Here is a 19,546-nt window from a genome sequence, read left to right as displayed (position 1 = left end):
GATTGAATTAACCGTGCTTGACCGTGAAGTCGAATAACCAAATGCTGAGGGTATGGCTGTGAACATATTATTGACCGTTGCTGACGACCAACGGCATGCGGCTATGGGATGTTGCGACGATGCGACAGCCGATGCAGTTCGGACACCCCATCTGGATGCACTCGCGGCACGAGGTATTCGTTTCACGCGGGCGTATCATGCGGGTTCGGCGGTACCGGCCGTCTGTATGCCCAGCCGAGCCTTACTGCACACCGGCTGCAATCCAAACGCGATTCCTCCAGACATGATGCCGGAGGGCTATGTTCCTGAGCATTTGCATAAACAACCTGACGCCATTCTTGGTCAATCGCTTCAGTCTGCGGGATATCACACTCATCACATCGGTAAGTGGCATAACCACGAAAGAAGCTTCCGAGATAGCTTTACAACCGGCAAGGCGATCTTCTTTGGTGGAATGGACGACCATTTCCACTTGCCACTGGCCGATTGGGATAGCAAGCGTCTGACGCCTCGAACTGAGCACGGTTGCCACGGCACGGATGTGTTCGCCACAGAAGCCGAAGCATTTCTCGAATCTTACGCAGACGGGGCGTTCGGCACACGACCGTTCTTTCTTCATATTGCTTTCACCGCCCCGCACGATCCGCGCCAGACACACGCTCAATGGCATGAACGCTATCCCGTCGACGCAATCGAGCTGCCTCCCAATTTCCAACCCAGGCACCGCTTTGACAACGGCGCCTTGCGAATCCGCGATGAAATGTTGACTTCCATGCCTCGCGATCCACGTCAGACGCACCACGAGTTGGCCAACTACTATGCGATGGTGGAACACATGGATCACGGCATCGGCCGAATCCACGGCGCGTTACGTGAACTGGGCTTGGAGCAGGACACACTCGTGATCCACACATCGGACCACGGCTTGGCCGTGGGACAACACGGGTTGATGGGCAAGCAGAATCTTTACGAACATAGCATCCGTGTACCTCTGATTCTCGCAGGCCCGGGTGTTCCAACCGGCCAGCAGCGTTCGACCTTGTGTTACCAACACGATCTTCACCCTACCCTGATCGAGGCAGGACGATGCGAAACATCTTCATCGGGCTACTTCCGCTCACTATGGCCAAGCATCGTTGACCCCAAAGCGAATCTTCGGGACCTCATCGAAACCTTCTACAGCAAGCATCAGCGCGCCGCCGTGATGACGAATCACAAGTTCATCGAATACAGCGTACGAGGCAATACTTTCGTCGAACGACATGACCTGGACGCAGATCCCTGGGAAATGAATCCACATACCCTGTCCGGTGACCTGTCGGCAGCATTGGCGTCGTAGATCCACCAGCGATGGCGTATGCTCCTACCCCCGCAGCGTATGCCTTTGCCGATACCGTGCCGGCGTGATGCCGACGGCTTTGCGAAAGGCGCGGTAAAAGTTGGCCAGGTCCGCGTAGTACAGCTTCTGAGCAATCGCTTTAATCGGTAACGCCGTTTCGCGCAGCAGTCGCTGAGCTTCCTGCAGTCGCAGGCGTTGCATATGTCGGCCGGGCGAGACGCCAAATACCGCGCGGAAACGATGACTGAAATGGCTCGGGCTGAGGTCCAGTTGCCGCGCCATGGCGTCGACAGTGATCGGCTCGGTGACGTGCTGACGCAGCCAGCCGTCCAGCGCGTCCCACGCCTCGGGCTGAGCGGGCAGAGCATTCGATTCAACCGTGTCCAACTGACCAAGGATCAACGTCAACCACGCCACGCGCATGTCATGCACCGCCTGCGTCTGCGGCTCGAACGCCAGCGCCAGGGCCCGTTGGATGTCGCCCCGCACGCGCCGGTGTGGGCGCAGTTGCACGGGCTCGTACCCATTGCGACGATTGACCAGCCGCTGCAACACGCCCGGCAGTTCCTCGGCGGAATCGTCGATCGCAAAATGCTGCACGGAGATTCGGCAGCGCGGTTCCAGCGGCTCACCCTCGAACCGTGTGTGCGGGTAGATCAGTACGCCCGTACCAGTTCCGAGGCGCAGCGTTGCCTGATGCTCGAAACGCAACTGCAACTGCCCGCCATGCACGCACAGCAGATCGAATCGGTCCCATCGGCACGGCGGAATCGGCCGACGGGTGGTCAACGTACCCCAACCGTGATCAAGAAAGCGAATCATACCCACCATATGACAATAAACCACAGGAAATGACAATAGGCAAGGCATCAATTTAAGCAATAATGGCCGACTTGTTTAGAAACTCCAGTACTCTTAGACAAGGATGCATTATGCCACAGGATCGCCAGAAACTCGTCGACACGTATCAGGCGGAAGGCGTCATCCGCGTACGGAAGCTGTTTGACGCCTCGCGGATGGCGAAGATCCGCCAGGCGCTGGATCGCTACAGCACACAGATCGCCCCGTCACTGCCCGCGTCGGACGTCACCTTCGAGAAAGACGGCGTGAGCGTGCGCAACCTCTGGCGGATGGAGAAGCACGATGCGTTTTTCAATGACCTCGCCGGCGATGAGCAACTGCTGGGGCTTGTCCTGGAGTTGGTTCAAGGCGACCCCGTGCTGATGGCGGTCGAGACGTTCAACAAACCTGCGAAGACCGGCTCAGGCGTGCCGGCGCACCAGGACAACGCCTACTTCTGCCGTACGCCGCCGGATGTGCTGACGGTGTGGCTGGCGGTGGACGCGGTAACGCTGGCTAACGGGCCAGTGTCATACGTGCGGGGTTCGCACAAGCTCGGCATGCTGCCGCACAAGCCCTCGGGGGTGGCGGGCAACTCGATGGGCTTGGACGCCCCTTATGACGACAGTGACCCGTTCGTGGGCACGCTGGATCCGGGTGATGCGCTGATTCATCACTGCCAGAGCATTCACTACAGTGCCCCCAACACGACGGATCAGCCGCGTTGCGGGTTGCTGATGGTCTTTCGGGCTGAGCATGCGCTGGAAGATCCCGAGCTCAAGCAGCAGTATGCCATGGGTGGCGCCGCGACCTGATCGCGCCATGAACGCTGGGCATGTTTACCGGAGCAATGACGATGCGACGCAGCAGGGTTCTTGACAAGTGGGCGCAAGATGAGCCATGCCTGGGCGTGGCGGTGCACTCGACCGATGCCAGCGTCTACGAGTTGGTGTCGCTGATGGGCTTTGATCTGATCTGGATGGATCTGGAGCATCATGCTCACAGCGTGCAGACGGCCGAGAGCCTGATGCGGGCGGCCCGGTTGGGCGTCAGCGACATCATGGCCCGGCCGGCCAAGGGGGAATTCATGCGACTCGGTCGGCTGCTCGAAGCGGGCGCGAACGGCATCATGTATCCGCGCTGTGACGATGAAGCCGAGGCCGAGCACGTGGTGAGATGGAGCAAATTCGCGCCTTTGGGCGAACGCGGCCTGGGCGGTGGTGGACCAGACATGCCCTACGGCTCCATGCCGGTGGATCGCTACGTGCAAGAAGCCAACGCCAATACGTTCATCGCCATCCAACTGGAAAGCCCGGCCGCAGTCGATCGCGCTGAAGCGATCGCTACCGTGACCGGCGTGAATCTGCTTTTCTTCGGCCCCGGCGACTACTCCGTCCTCACCGGCGTACCTGGCCAGGTGCGCCACGCGAAAGTGGATAGGGCAGTCGCCCGCGTCGCCGAAGCCGCTGCCGCCACCGGCCAACGGTGGGGCACGGTGAGCTTCAGCCCCGAGCACAGCCAAATGCTCCTGGAGATGGGAGCCTCAATGATCGTGCCCGCCAACGACATGGACATGCTTGCCCAGGGACTGCGTCAATTGCAAAGCACCTATGCTGGCTTATCCTTTCGCTTTGAAAGTCGATTATGCGAGCCTGTTGTTGATCGTTCGGCTCGAGATCGCCCCTCCACTGCGGTGACCAGCTATGCTTGAACCAAACGAACTGGTGACAATTCATTTCGATAAAGGATCCGTTCATGATCACCACACTCAGCTTCGCCGCCGACACCTACGCATGGGACAGCCAATGGGCCAAGCTGCCCGACGGCATCCAGACCGGCTACACCCACGGCGTTGCCGTCGATCGCCAGGGCTTCGTGCACGTGTTCAACCAGTCTCGGCATGGCGTACTGACCTTCGACGCTGACGGCCGCTTCGTCCGCACCTGGAATGAATTGCCCAGCGACCGCTTTCTCGGCGCTCATGGTTTGACACTCGTCCAAACGGACGGCGAGGAATTCTTCTGGCTCACCGATCAGAAGTCCGGCGAAGTCGTCAAGACCACCCTTACCGGCGAAACCGTGCAGAGCATCGCCAGGCCCGATCACAAGGCCTACGCCGACGGCAGCCAGTATGCACCGACCTGGGCGAGCGAGTCGCCAATTAATGGCGATGTCTATGTCGCCGACGGCTACGGCGCCGGCCTCGTGCACCGCTACGACAAGGCCGGCCAATACCTCGACACGCTGGACGGCAGTACCGGCGCGGGCCGGTTCAAGTGCCCCCACGCCGTGTGGATCGGCACACGCCCCGCCGCCACTGGCACGGACGCCCCTGTGCTCTACGTGACTGACCGCGGCAACGCCCGCGTCCAGGTGTTCGCACTCGACGGCACGTTCATTAAAGCTTTCGATCAGCAACATCCGTGCTGCTTCGATCAGCACGCCGACGGCACGCTGCTCATTCCTGATCTGCATGCATTCATCAACCTCTACAACGAACGCGACGAACCGCTGACGGACCACATCGGCGACCAGCGTACTATCGTCGGCAAGCACGGCTGGCCGAACGTGCCCCACGACATGCGTGTGCCGGGCAAGTTCAACAGCCCGCACGGCGGCTGCTTCGATGCCGAGGGCAACATCTACATTGTCGAATGGATCGAAGACGGACGCATCACAAAGTTGACGCGTCGTACATGAGGGTTTGATGTGATCCGTCCCAGAAATAGCCCTCGTCTTAATTCGCATGTGCCAAGGCGTCCTCGGCGTCCCGTTCCTTCGCCTGCTTCTCGATATCGTAGAGCTGGCGGATCGCCTGGCACGGCACCGCGTGCTGGCACGCCTGGCGGATCACGCGGTACTGTTCAATCGTCGCCTCGTCAGCCAAGCCCAAGCCGGCGGCACTCTGCACGAGCTTCGCCGCGCCCTGCACCACGTGCTTCACCTGATCGCACCCGCAGGCCATCAGATGCTTCCTCCTCGCCCACGACTGTAGGAAGACGCGTTATCACTTCTGTTGAGTGACACCCAGTTTCGCGCATCGCATGAGCGTATACCGGACGATCCTGCCAGCCCCGTCACGTCGACGGGCGGCAGGAGCGACTGATGGCGAAGCTGACCGGCGACGAGGCGAGGTGCGCGATGCTGCTGCAGGACAAAGGGCAGAAGGTCCGGACGATCGCCCGTCAGCTGGGCGTGGCGGAGAGCACGCTGCGTTGTCGGCTCAAGCAGGTGCGAGCCGAGGCGATCGAGGGGCGCAGCCGGCAGGCGTCGGTGTGCGTCCGTTCGCGGTGACGATCCGGCAGTGGATGGAGCAGCAGGTGCTGCGTCATGTCGATGGCCGGTGGGAGCCGGTGAAGGAGCTGTACCAGATGCTGGTGTATGAAGGCTTCACGGGCAGCTACGGGTACGCCATGGGTGGCTGGTGCGCCGGTGAAAAAGGACTCGATGCCAGCGCCGCGTCCGCATCGTCAATGAACGCTTCGTGAAGCACCAGGTCCGCCAAAGGGTAACCCGTCAGCGCCAGCTCGGGCACGACCAGCACATCAGCCTCATGCTGCTCGGCCCACTGCATCGCCTCAGCCATCTGCCGCAGATTGCCCTCAATATCGCCAACCTTGTTGTGAACCTGAGCCCCGGCGACGCGCATGATCGTCATCGTCCATCTCCTTGCGACGCCTCTCGGCCTGCGATTCGATAACCAACCTCACCAGGATCGTAGGCCGGCAAAAAGGGTAACCCCGAGCAGCGCGACGGCCGCGATGCCGATCACGAGACGGCGAACGTAAACATGCCACATGGTCGGCTCCTCGCGGTTCTGCAATTCACGCTATGTTGAAACGCTCCGCGTGAAGCGTGCGAAGCGGCACGCCCCATTGACGGAACGTAGTTTCAACCAGGTCCATCATGGGCTCGGGCCCACATACGAAATATTCCACGTCCGCCAAAGACGTCGGACACACTCGCTCCAACAGTTCGCGTGTCACGTAACCCTGCTCGCCAACCCAACCTTCGGAGGGCTCATCGAGCACGTAGATCACCTGCAGATTCAACGCCGCCTTCATCTGCTCGATTTCATCGTGGAACGCCAGCTCTTCCAGCCGCCTGGCACCGTAGATCAGGGTATGCGATCGGCTGTCCTGCTGATCGCGAAGCGTGCGCAGTATGCTCATGATCGGCGTGATGCCGATGCCGCCGGCGACGAACAGAGCGCCATCGCTCCCAGCCTCACCAAGCGTGAAGGCGCCGTAAGGTCCTTCGAGATACAGCCGTTGGCCCGGCGCGAGCCGTTGGATCTCAGAGGTGAAATCACCGAGTTCCTTGACCGTAAACTGCAACCTTTCGTTGCGTGCGGCACTGGAGGAGAAAGAAAACGGGTGTTGCTCAAGCGAGAACGGCGAGCCGCCAAAGGTGATCCACGCGAACTGCCCCGCCTTGAACCGAAGCCCCTCGTGTCCCGCCGGTTTCACGTCGAGCGTCCAGGTCCGCTCCGCCTCCCGGCGGATGTCCACCAGCGTGTAGGGATGCTTTAGTGCCTGCAGCGGTTTGACCAGACGTACGTACACGAGCAGGCCCATGGCCGCGAGCGTCAGCACCACCCAGATCGCCTGCTTCCACAGCGGGGCCACGTAATAGCCGACCATCAGAATGTGGGCCATGCCGATGAACACCACCAACAGGGCAAAGATGCCATGCGTCAGCCGCCACCATTCATACACCAACCCAGCCCGCTCACGTTTGAGCGTCAGCACGACCAGCAGGGTCATGAGGATCAGGACGGTGACCAGCGCGACCGACCGCGGGGCGTTGACGCGCGGGTCGAAGAAAGTGAGGTTGTCGAAGTCGGCCAGCAGCAGCACGATGACGTGGCCGAGAATGAACCAGTAGGACACGATGCCTGCCTGGCGATGAAACTGAAGCAGCGCATCGGTGCCGAACGGCTCGGCGATCTGGCGGAAGCGGGCCGTGAGCACGAACTGAAGTCCCAGCATGGCCAGGCCGACGAAGCCCAGCCCCACGCCAAACTCGATCCAGAACCCGCGCGCCGGCGGCAGCGTGCCCAGCCCGGCCACCACCAATGGCGCGAGGATCAGCGCGATGTAGACCCCCACCCATGTCACCAGTTGCAGCCAGAAACGTCGTGGATTCATTATTGCGCTCGGCGTGCGATCCGTCTCAAACAAATGGCTTCGCCCTACAGCAAGATTATCCAACTGCAGGACCGCCGTCGATTGTCATGTCGGCACCGCCTATGTTGCAATCAGGCTTCGGCAGGTGTTGCATTTCCCGTCAGGTTTGGGGCGCGTCGAGGCAAACCTCGAAAAAAGATCAAATTATCCGTTTATTCTTGTTCGGCAAAATAGGCATGCTATATTGAAGGTTCAAAGCCATTAGGGAAGCGGCGGAACCTGCCTCGCAGAAGGGGGATCGTTAGCGTCGGCAGGTCGTTGGCGGAACAAGTGGGGTGAGCAACCGGCTGGAGGCGTGTGATGGTCCGACATACCACACGGGAGACGACAGCCGAGGCATTGTTCGACCAGATCTGGACGGAACTGGCGAGCGAGCTCGACCAATCGGCCATGGCAGCCGGGCTGGATCGTTGTACGTTTCGCTGGTTGCTTCCCGAACTGGTGCATCTGCTGGATTCCGTACCCGACCATTCGACGGAGCAGTTGAAACTGACGGTCCGCCTGCGCGTGGTCGACTGGCTGTTCATCGAGGATGCGGGGGACCTGGTGCTGCCCCCTGACCATGAGGGGATGATTGAGCAACTCGTGATGGTTCTGACACTGACTCTTGAACGGCTGCGGCACGAGGCAGGCGAAACCGAGCGGCGGTCGACGCGGGGTACCAGCATGCTCATGTGCGGTTGAGAGCTACCCTCGGGTGAATGCGTAAGCCGTAAGTAGCGCTCACGTTTGAAACCGAGCGCTGTAAATGCGCACAAATTGCAGAAAGCAAGGCGATCGATGACACACGAGGGCGAAACCTGGACCTTCCTTGTTGATGACGCGATGGCGGATCGGATCGTCCTTGCCAGCGACTGCGACGGTGGCGCCTACCGGTGGATCCCCATGGATTGCGTCCATGGCCGCCGATGGCAAGCAACGCTCGTGCTTCCGCCCGGCCGACACCGGATGCGGTACTATCGATTCATCGGCCAGACGTGCATCAATGCCGGCTCGACGGGTCTGGTCAGCCGACGCATTTCCGGGCAGACCCAGGCGGTCCAGGTCGAGGCGCACGAGGTGGGCCTGACGTGTGGTTGATTCATTGTCAACGGTGGACCTTGCTGTGCCGCTTCAGGATGACAAGATTGAGGAATATCTACCGCTGAACAGGTGTGGACGTTGGTCGAGAAGACGCGCGAGCGTCTGCGACAGATTCACGCGATGTTGGAGGGAACAATTGACAGGGAATTTGAGTTCACGTGCGCGTGCGGGAACGGTCGGGGGAGGAGGGGGTTAGAGCGTCAAGTTACTAACGTGATGTAGAGGGGCCGAAACCGTTCACCGCCGCTCATCATGCCCTCGCGAGTAGCAACTTGCGAGGGCTTGTTTTTTCTGACCTCTCCGCTGCTGCAGCTTCCTCATGGATTTTCATAAATTCTAACGCAGGCAAGTGGCGGGCTGGCAGGCTGATGTGGAACCATACGCTGAAGCGAGATTTGATGTCACGCCTGATAGCGAACGCGTGAAAAGAATGCGATGGGTTGTGCACAGGGAGGGCAGAGTCGTCACATCCGTTGCACGTCGCCCTCCTCGCCCCGCATTTTATATTTAGACTTATTTGTCTTATAACATTGAAGGCGTGGCGGCCACAGAATCCGCCCGAAACGCTTCGTCATCTTGCCTGGAGGTGCCTCGTGCTCCCAACTGAAATGCAGTCGGTCAGCAGTGACCTCGATATCGCCCGGGCCGCCTCTCTCAAGCCCATCCGGGAGATCGCCAGGGAAGCGGGCATTCACGCGGACTGGTTGGAAGACTATGGCCGCTACAAGGCGAAGGTCAACCTCGACGCCCTGCACGCGTTGGCGGATCGGCCCAACGGGCGCTATGTCGTCGTCACCGCCGTTACGCCAACTCCGCTCGGCGAAGGCAAGACGGTGGCGACGATCGGCCTCAGCCAAGCCTTGGGTGCCCACCTCGGCCAACGCGCCTTCGCCTGCGTCCGCCAGCCGTCGATGGGTCCCACGTTCGGCATCAAGGGCGGCGCGGCCGGCGGCGGCTACAGCCAGGCCGTGCCCATGGAAGACTTCAACCTGCATCTGACAGGCGACATTCACGCGGTCACCGCCGCCAACAACCTGCTCGCCGCCGCCATCGACGCCCGCATGATGCACGAGCACAACTACGGCGAACGTTTCACCGAAATCACCGGCCAGCCCCACCTGGACATCGACCCGGACACCATCACCTGGAATCGCGTGCTTGATGTCAACGACCGCGCCTTGCGCGACATCGAGATCAGCCGCGACCACGAGACGCGCCGCGCCACCCGCTTCGACATCACTGTCGCCAGCGAGGTCATGGCCGTGCTCGCCCTGGCCACCGACCTGGCCGACATGCGCCAGCGGCTCGGGCGAATCGTGGTGGCGCAGGACCGAGCCGGCCAGGCCGTGACCGCTGAGGATCTGAAGGTGGCGGGGGCGATGACCGTACTGCTGAAGGACGCGATCAAGCCCAACCTCATGCAGACGCTCGAAAACACGCCAGTGCTGGTGCATGCCGGGCCATTCGGCAACATCGCACACGGCAACAGCAGCATCATCGCCGATCGCATCGCCCTGAAGCTGGCCGATTACGTGATCACCGAGGCCGGCTTTGCTGCGGACCTGGGCTTTGAAAAGTTCTGCCACATCAAGTGCCGCTATTCGGGACTCACGCCCGACGCGGCCGTGGTCGTCACGACGGTCCGGGCCCTGAAAATGCACGGCGGCGGCCCCCCGGTCAAACCCGGGCGATCGCTCGACCCCGCCTATACCCGGGAGAACCTGCAACTGGTCGACGCCGGCTGCGCCAATCTGGCGCATCACATCGGTATCGTCCGCCGGATGGGTATCCCTGCAGTGGTAGCGATCAATCGCTTCACCGAGGACACCGACGCCGAGGTGCAACTGGTGCGCGAGCGGGCCCTGGCCGCCGGCGCTCACGATGCCGTCGAAGCGACGCATCACGCCCAAGGCGGCGCCGGCGCGGTGACATTGGGTCGGGCAGTGATGGACGCGTGCGAGCAGCCCAACCGCTTCGACTTTTTGTATCCGCTCGAAATGCCCATCGCCGACAAGATCCGCACCATCGCCCGTCGCGTCTACGGGGCGTCGGATATCAGCTTCTCGGACAAGGCCCGCCAGCAGCTCGACCGGTTCGAGGTGCTGGGCTTCGGTGATCTGCCCATCTGCATGGCCAAGACACATCTGAGCATCAGTCACGATCCGGCGCTGAAGAACGTGCCCGCCGATTTCGTATTGCCGGTGCGCGAGCTTCGTGCCAGTGTCGGGGCCGGATTCATTTACCCGCTCTGCGGCGAGATGATGACCATGCCCGGCCTGCCGTCAAAGCCGGCGTTCACAAACATTGACATCGACGATCAGGGGCAGGTGATCGGTCTGCACTGAGTCACAAGTTCTCGCACAGGCCGACATCCACGGCCACCTGCCAATTCCGCGGGAGTATGCCGATGCCGTGCTGAGCATCGGCATCCCCGTGTACAAACTCTGACACCAGGCTTGAGCTCATGATCGTTCCTCGTGCCGTTGAGGAACCTCGGCGCGAGCGGGGCGGTGTTGAACTGGTATTGACGAACACCTGTGAATCAGGTGGTTTTGGATTAGCCGGCCGCTGAGTTGTGCACAGAGAGGGTGAAGCGACCCTTGGGCCGTGAATTCGCTTCAAGCGTCATCCGGCGGCACGGCCAAGGAGCAGGGCTGCGGCAAGGCCGGCCAGCCCGATTGTGGCAGGCGTCCAGTGATGGGGAGGTGTGGTGCGAAGTGTGTATCTCCACAGAGCAGGATTCATCACACTTTAAAGATGATGCCCAGTCGCCTCCGTCCCGCCGCGTGCCTCAATACATCGCTAGCAACCGGACCAACGTCTCGGCGTCATGAACACCGATGGCCCCAATCCACTGGCCATTCTGTGCCAGGATTACGACGTGGCTCTCCTCGTGCTGCTGCACGCGGTAGGTTCGCCCTTCATGTTGCACTTCGTGACCCTGTGGCGGATGCACCTCGCTCGTGCGAGCCGTCATGATGGACACCGGCTGACCTTCCCACTGCACCAGCGCGGTGCCGATCGGCCGATCACCCAGCAGGTGCACGCAACAACCGATCACGGGCGTCGCCAGATGCTCCGGCAGCGCCGGCCCTTCATAGGCATGCGCGCGAAGCGTCCGGTTTGCTTCCACCAGATCATCCACGGGCACCAGCTCATGCTCGCCACGCAAGGTCACATGGTGCAGGCGGACAAGATCCATCGGCTCAGCCACGGTCGGCCCCCCGGCCCCCCCGGAGAACAGCGTCAACACCACGCCCAGCAACAATGCCAGCCCGATGGCCGCCGCCATCGCCGCTAGTGGACGATACCAGGGCCGCCGCTGGTGCGCCACACCCTGCTCAGCAGTGCCGCACTGCTGGTCAAACCAGCTTTCGAGCTGCGACGTGTCCACCGGCCGCGATCGCAACCGGGCCAGCCGCTGCCAGGTCAACCGGTCAAGCAAGGTTTCGCGGGGCTGTTCAGGATGCATGGTGGTCTCCTTGCGCTATCCAGCCGTGCTCTGACGCAAACTGAAACAGCCGATCGCGCAGCATGCCCCGACCTCTGTGGGTGCGTGACTTGACGGTCCCCACGGGCACCTCGAGCACCCTGGCCGCTTCACTCAGATCGAGCCCTTCCACATCCACCAGCAACAGCGTCCAGCGGATTTCCGCATGCAGTCCCCGCAGGGCCTCAATGATCTGCTGCTCTTCAAAGCGTTCCATCAGTTGCTGGGGAGTATGCCACTGCTCGTCGTGGACGCCCTGCCGGTCCGCCTGTGGGTCTTCCACATCGAACGCCTCCGCCGCATCAAGTGAGAGTACGGTTCCCCGGCGTTGAGCTTGTCGCACTCGGTCGATGTGCGCCCGCCGCAGGATCGTCAGCAGCCACGACCGTGCATCCGTGCCGGGCTCGAATCGGTCTATCGCCTTCATCGCTTTGAGCACAGCATCCTGCACGAGGTCCTGCGCATCCTGCTCGTGCCGCGTCATGTAGCCGGCGGTTCGCAGCAGCAGCGGCAGGTGCGGCCGAATCACCTGCTGGGCGCGTGCCCGCTGCTCGTCAGATAGACCCTGCTCAACCATACTCGTGGTTATACCCGATCGCAATTGCTTCGCGTGCGGTGCTCGGCCGGTGTCAATCGTGGCCCTGATGCGCGGCAAGAAGCTGCTTGGTGACAGCCCCTGCGCAGGCAATGCTGCGCAGGGGCTGTCGCGGCATGCCCGGGCGTTGAGCCCGGCCGGGATTGTGCGCTCAGTGCTGATCATGGTGGGTATCACCCGCGTCCACCTCAGCGGCCTGGTGACCATGGCCATGCCCACCGGGACCGGCGACCGCTTCATGCAGATGCTTCACGTAGTGCACGAACTCGACGTACTTGTCCACGTATACCCGCCCGGACTCCACGCTGGCGTCCTTATCTGCTTTCGCGGTGCTGGCGACCGCAAACTGCTCACGAATACTGGCCTCGACCGCGGCAGCGATGTGCCGGGCCAGATCGTCCACATCACCTTGCTCCAAGGCGGCATCCGCCTTGGCAATCGCAGGCGACACTTCAGCCCCACTGGGCAGCAGGCCGGTGAAGGGGGCTCCTTCATACGCCCGATGCAGGCGCACGAGGGTTTCGAAGAAGTAGCGATCCGCCAGTTCCCTTGCCTCCGGCCCCTGCTCGCGTACCACCAGCGCCTGGTCGAACGCCTCGCGGACTTCCTGCTCATCTGTCTCTGGAATCCACTTCAGCACAGGCGTGACATCACCTGCGTCAAGGGCGACCCGGGCATCTGTCACCACCGGCCCGTCGAGGCCATCGCAGTGCGCCCATGTTACCGGGTTGACCAGCAGAATCACGGCCAACGCCGTTCCCAATGTTGCCGCTCCAGTCCAGATTGTGTGTTGCCTGTTCACTGCTTCGTCCTTTCACAGGTGATAGGTGCTTTCTTTAATGAGGGCCGGTCCTTCCGCCGACCACTTATCTTTCCGAACGCCGGGAGACGATCGAAAGGTTCCCGTGATCCGTCAATTGAGCGGGTTTTTCTATTGGACAAGCGTCGCCCGTTTCACATTTCGAAAATGTCTTTCAACATCGCGACCATCGCTCGCGGCGTGCGGGTCACCGTCGGCAAGCGGTGCGACCGCGGCTGCGACAAGGAAAGACACGAGTGCGACCGGTCCGACCGCCAGATGCCGAGACGTGCCGAGCAGCGCGTACACCACCAACGGCACCAGCGATGCATACAGGCTATAGATCGGTGGCACGCCTGCGATCAGCGCATAAGCCATTCCCTGCGGAATGAGCATGACGCCCACCGTGACACCCGCTAAAAGGTCCGCCCGCAACTGATGGCGATCGTACCTTTCGAGCTGACCCACACTGGGAAGCCATCGACGGAACATGAGGCACCTTCACGCGTGCGGGAATCACAATCGAAGGCGGGTCCTCACGTTCAGGCCGCTCGCGAAGCGCCCTCTACCTGAAGCTCGCCTTCCTTCGCGTAGGCACTGAGCACATCATCGACGAGTTTGACCTCGAATCCTTCGCGGGCGAGGTAGGCCACCGCCGCGGCGGAACGGCCGCCGCTGACACAGTGGACCAGCAACGTCTTGTCGCGTGGGATGCGCTCGCGGGCATAGGACGGTAGACGCGTGTATGACGCATGCACGGCACAGGGAACATGACCCGCATCAAATTCCGACCGAAAGCGTACATCCACCACAGCCACATCGTCCCGGCCCTGCATCTTCGCCACCTCGGCGAATGTAATGCATTCGATGGCGTGGCGAGAGCCACCCTGCCCAAAATAGCGCGCGAGTGTTTCCGCGGTGGCGAAGCCGACGATGGTGTCATAGCCGATGCGCACGAGATCGCGCACCGCCTCCTTCACGCGGTCGGTCTCGATGATCAGCAAAATGGGCGTCGATTCATCCTCGATCAGAGAGCCCACCGTCATGCTGAAGCTGCGGTTGATCGGAGCGTAGAGTGAGCCGGCGATGTGCTCGGCCATGAAGGCCGATCGGTCGAGCCGCGTGTCGATCACCAGGGCTTGCCCTTCATCCACCCGCTCACGCAGCCCGGCCGCCGTCAGGGCTGACGGGTTGGGCAAGCCATCGAGCAGCGGCACACCGTGGTTGTTGTCGCGCTTCATTCGGGCGAAGTACGTCTGCGGCTCGGGCTGACCAGCGAGCATGGCGTGCACGAACGCATCCTCGCCCCGGGTCGCTGCGTCCCACGCTGCGTTGTACCGCTTTTCGTAGCCGACCGTGGTCTGCGGCACTGCGCCGAGGTTCTTGCCGCAGGTCGAGCCGGCCCCGTGCGCGGGCCAGACCTGCACGTGATCGTCCAGTTCTTTAAATCGCTGGAGTGACGCAAAGAGCTGCCGCGCCGCCGGCTCCTGAACCCCGGCCATGCCCGCTGCCTGTTCGAGCAGGTCGGGCCGACCGACATCGCCGACGAACACGAAATCCCCCGTCGCCACGCCCATTGGCGAGGACGCGCCCGAACCGCGGTCGGTGATGGCGTAGCTCAGGTGCTCAGGCGTGTGTCCGGGTGTGTGAATCGCCCGCACCTCGATGCCGCCGACCTCGAACGTGTCGCCATCCTTGAGGAACCGGGCGTCGTACGAGCCGTTGCGCGCCCAGTCGCTGGCCCACGCTTCACCGCCCTCGTCCGAAAGGTACACCCTCACGCCGAGGCGCTCGGCAAGCTCCCTGGTGCCCGAGAGAAAGTCGGCGTGAATATGCGTCTCCGCCACGGCGGTGATGTGCAGCCCCTCAGCCTCCGCGGCCACGATATATTGATCGATGTCCCGCTCCGGGTCGATGATCAGCGCCTCACCCGTGCGCTGGCAGCCGACGAGGTAGGCATATTGAGCGAGTTTGGGATCGAAGAATTGTCGAAAGAGCATGGTTTGTCTCCATCTGCTCTGTTGCTGTCGGTCGTGCCGTGACCACTTGACTCGCCGGCTCGTCCTGATGCGGACCTTGCCCATCACGTTGAGCATGTTGCGCCGCCGCCGTCGCCGCCGGCCCCACGATCGGGCTTCGTTCCGCGTCGGTTCCACGGCAGCTTCGCCAGCACCATTGCCATGCCGCACCAGTCCGTGATGCCTGCGAACATCAGCCCGCCGCCGACGAACAGGGCGATGGCATGCAGCCCGGGATGCACAAACCAGCCGAGCAGCACGCCGATGAGCACCAGTGCGCCGGCACCGATGCGCACCTGCCGCTCCAGGGAGATCACGCCCTTGCCTCGCTTCACCGGCAGCCCGGCCTGCTTCCATCCCTCGAGGCCGCCCTCGACGACGCGCACGTCGGCGAGTCCCGCGGCCGTCAACTTCTCAGAGGCTTGCGCCGCGCGATTCCCCGTGCGGCAGAACAGGTAGAGGGGCGCGCCGTTGTCTGCCTTCAGCGCCTCCGGATCCAACTGGTCCAGCGGCATCGACTCCGCCTGCTCGACGTGCTCGGAAGCGTATTCGCCCGGTGTCCGGACGTCGATCAGCCGGGCCGGCTCCTTGTTTTCAATTGCCTGATGCACCTGTTGTGGCTCAATGGTTGAAGCGGTCATCGTCATACCCTTGTGCTTGAAGAAAACATTTTTCCGGCGCACGCGCTGAGCACGTGCCATTACTCGGGGCAGCAGTCGGACACTTTGCTCGGCGATGGTACGCCATCAACGGCCGCGCGTGAGCCAATCCGCCAGTTCACGCGGGGTCATGCCGAGCCGGTCCGCCAGCTCACGAAGTCGGCTCGCCTCGGTCGCTTCGATGCCTTCGTCGGTCAATGACTGCACCGCCTCGGCGAGAGGCACGGCCTCGTGCCGACAAAGCTCACCCAATGTTATGCGCCCAAACTGCCCTCCACCGCCGCCGCGTACTTCTCGATTCGCACCACCAACACGGACCGGTCCAGCTTGTCCGCCTTCCGCATGCACGGCTTCGTAGATCTGCTGCAGGGATACGCCATGCCGTCGCGCCAGCGCATCAATGGGCACGTCCGCATCGTCGATTTCAATGCCATGGGCCTTCAACGCCGCAGACATCTGCTCCAGCGACAGCCCTATCCGGTCGGCGAACTCGCGAACGCTGCGCTCCTGCACATAGGTCGACGGGGCTCGGCCGATCGCACCGGCCGTGGGCTCCCACGCGTCCTTGATCCGCTCGTTGACCATCAGCACCGTGCTGAACGGGGGCACGTCGGCCAGCGTGCCGGCGGCCACCACCAGTCCCACGGCACACGCCACCGCCAGTTCCCGCAATCGCATGCCGTGAGCGGTTGTCTTGTTCTTGAGGTAGTGGCACAACGGCTTCCAGTTGAAGTAAAGGTGGAAGCTGAGCGCGACGAGCATCAGCAGCGCCGCCGTCATGTGGAGATCCGCCCACTGCTCCTTTTCGAGCCCCAGCAGCGACCAGTTCGTCCAGTTGGCCACCCGACCTCGTGGGGCGACATAGAGCATCGCGCCCGACAGGGCCATGATCAAAAACGACACGGTGGTGACGAAAGTGATCAACGCACGCCAGTTGAAGTCGCGTCCAGCTTTCCCTCGGGTCGTGCTCATGGCAATGCCTTCCGCGGCACATATCTTCCCCGTAAGTGAAACGCGGCAATGCGGCTTGACCTGCGGTCGCCCTGTTAAGCATTCTGCAAATCCGCTAGTTCCTCACGCAGGCGGGCATAGGCCCGCACGAGCAGCGACTCGCCGGCCGACGCGCTCCAGCCGGTCACCGCCGCGACCTGCTGATGCGACAGCCCTTCGTAGCGATGCAGCACCAGCACAGTCCGTTGGCGTTCGGGCAACCGCCACACCGCCGCGGCGATGCGCTGGGCGGATTCGCTCGATTCCATTTTCATGCCCGGATCGTCGTCGACACCCGGCTCCACCAGCGGCAACGGCCCCGGCTGGCGCTGCTCGCGCCGCTGCACGTCGTGGCAGAGGTTGACCACCACGCGATGCAGCCAGGTGGTGAACCGCGCCTCCGGCCGATAGCGACCGGCCGCACACCGCACCCGCAAAAACGCGTCCTGCGTCACATCGTCGGCCAGGTCCCATCGGCCCAGCAGCCGATACGCGAGTCGACGGACCCGTTCCTGATGACGCTGCAACAACTCACCGAGACAGACCACCCCGCCGTGTCCCAAGCAGGCCATCAGTTCCGCGTCGGTACGTAAATCAGTGACGGTCACATCGAGCGACTCCGCACCGTTGGGGGAACCGTTCGCTACGGGGAGAACGTGCCCGACACCTATTATAGTTCATTGGGCCCGATTGTCTTTTTATATTTCGCCGCAGGTCAGGGCCCTTCACAAACGTTCAATCAGTGCAGGCCGATACTCCGGAGTCGAGGCCGCGGTGTTTGGGACGCTCGGCTAATCGGTCAACTGTGAAGGAGATTCGAGATGTTCGAAACGCTGCGAATCGGGTTGGTTGTGGCGGCCATTGGCGTCGCCGGATGGATGGCGATACCTGCCGGCGCCGCGGTCCAGATGGTGGATGTGGACGAGCCGGCCCTGACGGTAGAGCAGGCTCAGCCTGAATCCTACGCCGGTGGTGACCGGCAGCGCCGCCGGGACGGCCAGGGCCCCAACGCCGAGAACCGCCAGCCGTGCCGCGACGGGCATGGCCCGCATGGCGAGCGACGACGGGAACGCGGGAACGAGGATTGCATGTACGACAGATGAAAGACCGCCTTGCTTCGGGCCAGCCCATGCGCCGCGGCGATCCGCTGTTCCGTGAGTTGTTCGAGCATCATGCCAGAGTCAACATGCAGATTGAAGACGTCCCCGGCGGGGTACGCGTTCGACAGACGTCGGACGCCCCGCAGATCGTGCTGCTGATCCGACAACACGCCCACGCCGCGGTGTCCGAGTTTGTCGAGATTGGCCCCGACCGGGAGCGTCGCCCGACACCGCTGCCCGAAAGCTACCAGCGGCGGTAACTGTGCCGACTGCCGCGCCGCCATACCATCCGGAAACTGCGAATCAGTCCTATTTGCCAGTTGAGGACCGTTCGCAGTCACATCAACCGCCGTCGGCGATACGATTCCTCATATCATCCTGATGCCGCAGTGGTGCCAGGTAAGTATGTGGATTGCCTTCAACCGTGAGTCATATTGAAATCCTGTTTCCCGATGCCCGCGATTCCCTGAGTGATCCGGGCACTTGGCCGCATGTTCAGCAGCGCTTGACGCGGCTGCCTGGCGTTCACGCTGCGCAGTGGGTGAATGGAAACGGGACAGTCGCGGGGCGCCTTGACCTGCGTTGCCGTCCGGAGCATGTCTCGCTTGCGCAACTGCGTGACCTGCTCGATGGATCAATCGCTCCAGACGGGGCATTGCATCTTCGCCTGCCGGTGCAGGGCATGGTATCGCCGCGGCAGGAGGGACAGATCGAGACGGCGCTGGCTGGGCTTGCCTCGGTGTCGGCGGTCAAGGCATCGTTTGCCCGCTCGGAAGTCACACTGCATGCCGACGTGGGATTGACGTCGTTGCGTTCAGTTTAGCAGCGACTGGCGGACATGGGCATCGCGCTGAGCGATCAGCCAGCGTCCGCCGCCGGGCCGTCGGCGGTGCGCCGGGTGCTGGATTTGGGCGTCGCGTATCCGCAGTTGAGTACGGCCGTCGTGGGTGGCGTGCTTCTGGCATTCGGGACGTCCATTTACCTGGGCAATGGGCCGGAGCCGCTGCGGCTGCTCCTTGTTGGCGCGGCTTACCTGTTGTGTGGCTGGCGGATCGCGATGGAGACGGCCGAGGCGTTGTGGCGGCGTTCGCTGGATATTGACGTGCTGATGTTCACCGCCGCCGTGGGCGCCGCGGTGCTGGGGCATTACGAGGAAGGCGCCCTGCTGTTGCTTCTGTTCTCACTGGGAGAATCGGGTGAACAACTGGCCATCGGCCGGGCAAGGCGGGCGATCCGTGCGTTGACGAAACTCGCACCCCAGACGGCTTTGCGCCTTGAAGGCGCGGGCGAGCAACTCGTGCCAGTGGAGCAACTGGCGGTGGGCGACCACATCCGCATTGCCGCCGATGAACAGGTGCCCGCCGATGCAGTGGTGATTAGCGGTGAGTCCAGCGTTGACCAGTCGCCGATCACAGGTGAGTCGGTGCCGGTGGACAAGACGGAG

24 protein-coding genes are annotated in these 19,546 nt (G+C 62.4%); 12 read left to right on the top strand and 12 right to left on the bottom strand.

What is annotated here, in order from left to right; genetic code table 11:
- Positions 1–52: 52 nt before the first annotated feature.
- Complete coding sequence (locus ACERK3_18540) at positions 53–1,339, top strand: sulfatase-like hydrolase/transferase (protein ID MFA9480276.1); 1,287 nt, start codon at positions 53–55, stop codon at positions 1,337–1,339.
- A 24-nt stretch (positions 1,340–1,363) separates the two neighbouring features.
- On the opposite strand, the gene ACERK3_18535 is transcribed toward ACERK3_18540, so the two are convergent.
- Positions 1,364–2,161, bottom strand: coding sequence for a helix-turn-helix domain-containing protein (locus ACERK3_18535; protein MFA9480275.1), 798 nt, complete (start codon positions 2,159–2,161; stop codon positions 1,364–1,366).
- 110 nt (positions 2,162–2,271) lie between these two features.
- Here ACERK3_18535 and ACERK3_18530 point away from each other — a divergent pair, with 110 nt between their 5' ends.
- Genes ACERK3_18530 through ACERK3_18520 form a run of 3 tightly spaced genes read left to right on the top strand, consistent with a single transcriptional unit; the run spans position 2,272 to position 4,879 of the window.
- Complete coding sequence (locus ACERK3_18530) at positions 2,272–2,994, top strand: phytanoyl-CoA dioxygenase family protein (GenBank protein ID MFA9480274.1); 723 nt, start codon at positions 2,272–2,274, stop codon at positions 2,992–2,994.
- Between the two features lie 20 nt (positions 2,995–3,014).
- Entirely contained in the window at positions 3,015–3,890 is an 876-nt protein-coding gene (locus ACERK3_18525) for an HpcH/HpaI aldolase/citrate lyase family protein (protein MFA9480273.1), read from the top strand.
- 44 nt (positions 3,891–3,934) lie between these two features.
- Positions 3,935–4,879, top strand: coding sequence for a hypothetical protein (locus ACERK3_18520; protein ID MFA9480272.1), 945 nt, complete (start codon positions 3,935–3,937; stop codon positions 4,877–4,879).
- 37 nt (positions 4,880–4,916) lie between these two features.
- On the opposite strand, the gene ACERK3_18515 is transcribed toward ACERK3_18520, so the two are convergent.
- The gene (locus tag ACERK3_18515; GenBank protein MFA9480271.1) at positions 4,917–5,144 is read right to left on the bottom strand and encodes a hypothetical protein; all 228 of its coding nucleotides are present in this window, start codon (positions 5,142–5,144) and stop codon (positions 4,917–4,919) included.
- Between the two features lie 140 nt (positions 5,145–5,284).
- Between ACERK3_18515 and ACERK3_18510 the strand changes: the two genes are divergently transcribed.
- Positions 5,285–5,473, top strand: a complete 189-nt coding sequence (locus tag ACERK3_18510) for a helix-turn-helix domain-containing protein (GenBank protein MFA9480270.1) — start codon at positions 5,285–5,287, stop codon at positions 5,471–5,473.
- Between the two features lie 106 nt (positions 5,474–5,579).
- Here the strand turns inward: ACERK3_18510 and ACERK3_18505 are convergent, their stop codons facing one another.
- Positions 5,580–5,837, bottom strand: coding sequence for a nitrilase-related carbon-nitrogen hydrolase (locus ACERK3_18505; GenBank protein MFA9480269.1), 258 nt, complete (start codon positions 5,835–5,837; stop codon positions 5,580–5,582).
- A gap of 166 nt (positions 5,838–6,003) precedes the next feature.
- On the bottom strand, positions 6,004–7,329 hold the full coding sequence (locus ACERK3_18500) for a ferric reductase-like transmembrane domain-containing protein (GenBank protein ID MFA9480268.1): 1,326 nt from the start codon (positions 7,327–7,329) through the stop codon (positions 6,004–6,006).
- Positions 7,330–7,668: 339 nt separating this feature from the next.
- On the opposite strand from ACERK3_18500, the gene ACERK3_18495 reads away from it, so the two are divergent.
- The 3 genes from ACERK3_18495 to ACERK3_18485 all read left to right on the top strand — a co-directional run bounded on the left by ACERK3_18495 (position 7,669) and on the right by ACERK3_18485 (position 10,796).
- The gene (locus ACERK3_18495) at positions 7,669–8,052 is read left to right on the top strand and encodes a hypothetical protein (protein MFA9480267.1); all 384 of its coding nucleotides are present in this window, start codon (positions 7,669–7,671) and stop codon (positions 8,050–8,052) included.
- Between the two features lie 96 nt (positions 8,053–8,148).
- Positions 8,149–8,448: a hypothetical protein gene (locus ACERK3_18490; GenBank protein MFA9480266.1), complete on the top strand. Its 300-nt coding sequence runs from the start codon at positions 8,149–8,151 to the stop codon at positions 8,446–8,448.
- Between the two features lie 611 nt (positions 8,449–9,059).
- Complete coding sequence (locus tag ACERK3_18485; GenBank protein MFA9480265.1) at positions 9,060–10,796, top strand: formate--tetrahydrofolate ligase; 1,737 nt, start codon at positions 9,060–9,062, stop codon at positions 10,794–10,796.
- Positions 10,797–11,242: 446 nt separating this feature from the next.
- Here ACERK3_18485 and ACERK3_18480 read toward each other — a convergent pair whose 3' ends face one another.
- The 8 genes from ACERK3_18480 to ACERK3_18445 form a co-directional block, all read right to left on the bottom strand.
- Entirely contained in the window at positions 11,243–11,923 is a 681-nt protein-coding gene (locus ACERK3_18480; protein ID MFA9480264.1) for a hypothetical protein, read from the bottom strand.
- Positions 11,913–12,518 carry a sigma-70 family RNA polymerase sigma factor gene (locus tag ACERK3_18475; protein MFA9480263.1) on the bottom strand — a complete coding sequence of 202 codons (606 nt, stop codon included), beginning with the start codon at positions 12,516–12,518 and terminating at the stop codon, positions 11,913–11,915. Before ACERK3_18475 ends, ACERK3_18480 begins: the two co-directional genes overlap by 11 nt.
- A gap of 169 nt (positions 12,519–12,687) precedes the next feature.
- Positions 12,688–13,281 (bottom strand): DUF6448 family protein, encoded by a 594-nt coding sequence (locus tag ACERK3_18470; GenBank protein MFA9480262.1) that lies wholly within the window; start codon positions 13,279–13,281, stop codon positions 12,688–12,690.
- A gap of 186 nt (positions 13,282–13,467) precedes the next feature.
- Positions 13,468–13,827 carry a SulP family inorganic anion transporter gene (locus ACERK3_18465; GenBank protein MFA9480261.1) on the bottom strand — a complete coding sequence of 120 codons (360 nt, stop codon included), beginning with the start codon at positions 13,825–13,827 and terminating at the stop codon, positions 13,468–13,470.
- A gap of 50 nt (positions 13,828–13,877) precedes the next feature.
- Positions 13,878–15,335, bottom strand: coding sequence for a rhodanese-like domain-containing protein (locus ACERK3_18460; protein MFA9480260.1), 1,458 nt, complete (start codon positions 15,333–15,335; stop codon positions 13,878–13,880).
- An 83-nt stretch (positions 15,336–15,418) separates the two neighbouring features.
- Entirely contained in the window at positions 15,419–16,000 is a 582-nt protein-coding gene (locus ACERK3_18455; GenBank protein ID MFA9480259.1) for a rhodanese-like domain-containing protein, read from the bottom strand.
- A 99-nt stretch (positions 16,001–16,099) separates the two neighbouring features.
- The gene (locus ACERK3_18450) at positions 16,100–16,984 is read right to left on the bottom strand and encodes a DUF4405 domain-containing protein (GenBank protein MFA9480258.1); all 885 of its coding nucleotides are present in this window, start codon (positions 16,982–16,984) and stop codon (positions 16,100–16,102) included.
- A gap of 74 nt (positions 16,985–17,058) precedes the next feature.
- Positions 17,059–17,610 (bottom strand): RNA polymerase sigma factor, encoded by a 552-nt coding sequence (locus tag ACERK3_18445; protein MFA9480257.1) that lies wholly within the window; start codon positions 17,608–17,610, stop codon positions 17,059–17,061.
- 213 nt (positions 17,611–17,823) lie between these two features.
- Here ACERK3_18445 and ACERK3_18440 point away from each other — a divergent pair, with 213 nt between their 5' ends.
- From ACERK3_18440 to ACERK3_18425, 4 genes are all read left to right on the top strand, one after another.
- The gene (locus tag ACERK3_18440; protein MFA9480256.1) at positions 17,824–18,105 is read left to right on the top strand and encodes a hypothetical protein; all 282 of its coding nucleotides are present in this window, start codon (positions 17,824–17,826) and stop codon (positions 18,103–18,105) included.
- Positions 18,102–18,362 carry a hypothetical protein gene (locus tag ACERK3_18435; protein MFA9480255.1) on the top strand — a complete coding sequence of 87 codons (261 nt, stop codon included), beginning with the start codon at positions 18,102–18,104 and terminating at the stop codon, positions 18,360–18,362. Before ACERK3_18440 ends, ACERK3_18435 begins: the two co-directional genes overlap by 4 nt.
- A gap of 164 nt (positions 18,363–18,526) precedes the next feature.
- The gene (locus tag ACERK3_18430; GenBank protein MFA9480254.1) at positions 18,527–18,925 is read left to right on the top strand and encodes a hypothetical protein; all 399 of its coding nucleotides are present in this window, start codon (positions 18,527–18,529) and stop codon (positions 18,923–18,925) included.
- A gap of 15 nt (positions 18,926–18,940) precedes the next feature.
- Positions 18,941–19,546, top strand: a 606-nt coding sequence (locus ACERK3_18425; protein MFA9480253.1) for a hypothetical protein, incomplete at its 3' end; no start/stop codon positions are given.

Source organism: Phycisphaerales bacterium AB-hyl4 (genome assembly GCA_041821185.1).
Lineage (GTDB): Bacteria > Planctomycetota > Phycisphaerae > Phycisphaerales > Phycisphaeraceae > Natronomicrosphaera > Natronomicrosphaera hydrolytica.
This window is presented reverse-complemented; position numbering and strand designations above follow the sequence as displayed.

Excerpts from the sequence above, each read along its gene's own strand:
- ACERK3_18465 (MFA9480261.1), bottom strand. The coding sequence starts at position 13,827 with ATGTTCCGTCGATGGCTTCCCAGTGTGGGTCAGCTCGAAAGGTACGAT.
- ACERK3_18505 (MFA9480269.1), bottom strand. The coding sequence starts at position 5,837 with ATGACGATCATGCGCGTCGCCGGGGCTCAGGTTCACAACAAGGTTGGC.
- ACERK3_18510 (MFA9480270.1), top strand. The coding sequence starts at position 5,285 with ATGGCGAAGCTGACCGGCGACGAGGCGAGGTGCGCGATGCTGCTGCAG.
- ACERK3_18530 (MFA9480274.1), top strand. The coding sequence starts at position 2,272 with ATGCCACAGGATCGCCAGAAACTCGTCGACACGTATCAGGCGGAAGGC.
- ACERK3_18435 (MFA9480255.1), top strand. The coding sequence starts at position 18,102 with ATGAAAGACCGCCTTGCTTCGGGCCAGCCCATGCGCCGCGGCGATCCG.
- ACERK3_18475 (MFA9480263.1), bottom strand. The coding sequence starts at position 12,518 with ATGGTTGAGCAGGGTCTATCTGACGAGCAGCGGGCACGCGCCCAGCAG.
- ACERK3_18460 (MFA9480260.1), bottom strand. The coding sequence starts at position 15,335 with ATGCTCTTTCGACAATTCTTCGATCCCAAACTCGCTCAATATGCCTAC.
- ACERK3_18490 (MFA9480266.1), top strand. The coding sequence starts at position 8,149 with ATGACACACGAGGGCGAAACCTGGACCTTCCTTGTTGATGACGCGATG.
- ACERK3_18485 (MFA9480265.1), top strand. The coding sequence starts at position 9,060 with ATGCAGTCGGTCAGCAGTGACCTCGATATCGCCCGGGCCGCCTCTCTC.
- ACERK3_18515 (MFA9480271.1), bottom strand. The coding sequence starts at position 5,144 with ATGGCCTGCGGGTGCGATCAGGTGAAGCACGTGGTGCAGGGCGCGGCG.
- ACERK3_18455 (MFA9480259.1), bottom strand. The coding sequence starts at position 16,000 with ATGACGATGACCGCTTCAACCATTGAGCCACAACAGGTGCATCAGGCA.
- ACERK3_18540 (MFA9480276.1), top strand. The coding sequence starts at position 53 with ATGGCTGTGAACATATTATTGACCGTTGCTGACGACCAACGGCATGCG.
- ACERK3_18495 (MFA9480267.1), top strand. The coding sequence starts at position 7,669 with ATGGTCCGACATACCACACGGGAGACGACAGCCGAGGCATTGTTCGAC.
- ACERK3_18520 (MFA9480272.1), top strand. The coding sequence starts at position 3,935 with ATGATCACCACACTCAGCTTCGCCGCCGACACCTACGCATGGGACAGC.
- ACERK3_18525 (MFA9480273.1), top strand. The coding sequence starts at position 3,015 with ATGTTTACCGGAGCAATGACGATGCGACGCAGCAGGGTTCTTGACAAG.
- ACERK3_18440 (MFA9480256.1), top strand. The coding sequence starts at position 17,824 with ATGTTCGAAACGCTGCGAATCGGGTTGGTTGTGGCGGCCATTGGCGTC.
- ACERK3_18500 (MFA9480268.1), bottom strand. The coding sequence starts at position 7,329 with ATGAATCCACGACGTTTCTGGCTGCAACTGGTGACATGGGTGGGGGTC.
- ACERK3_18450 (MFA9480258.1), bottom strand. The coding sequence starts at position 16,984 with ATGAGCACGACCCGAGGGAAAGCTGGACGCGACTTCAACTGGCGTGCG.
- ACERK3_18535 (MFA9480275.1), bottom strand. The coding sequence starts at position 2,161 with ATGATTCGCTTTCTTGATCACGGTTGGGGTACGTTGACCACCCGTCGG.
- ACERK3_18480 (MFA9480264.1), bottom strand. The coding sequence starts at position 11,923 with ATGCATCCTGAACAGCCCCGCGAAACCTTGCTTGACCGGTTGACCTGG.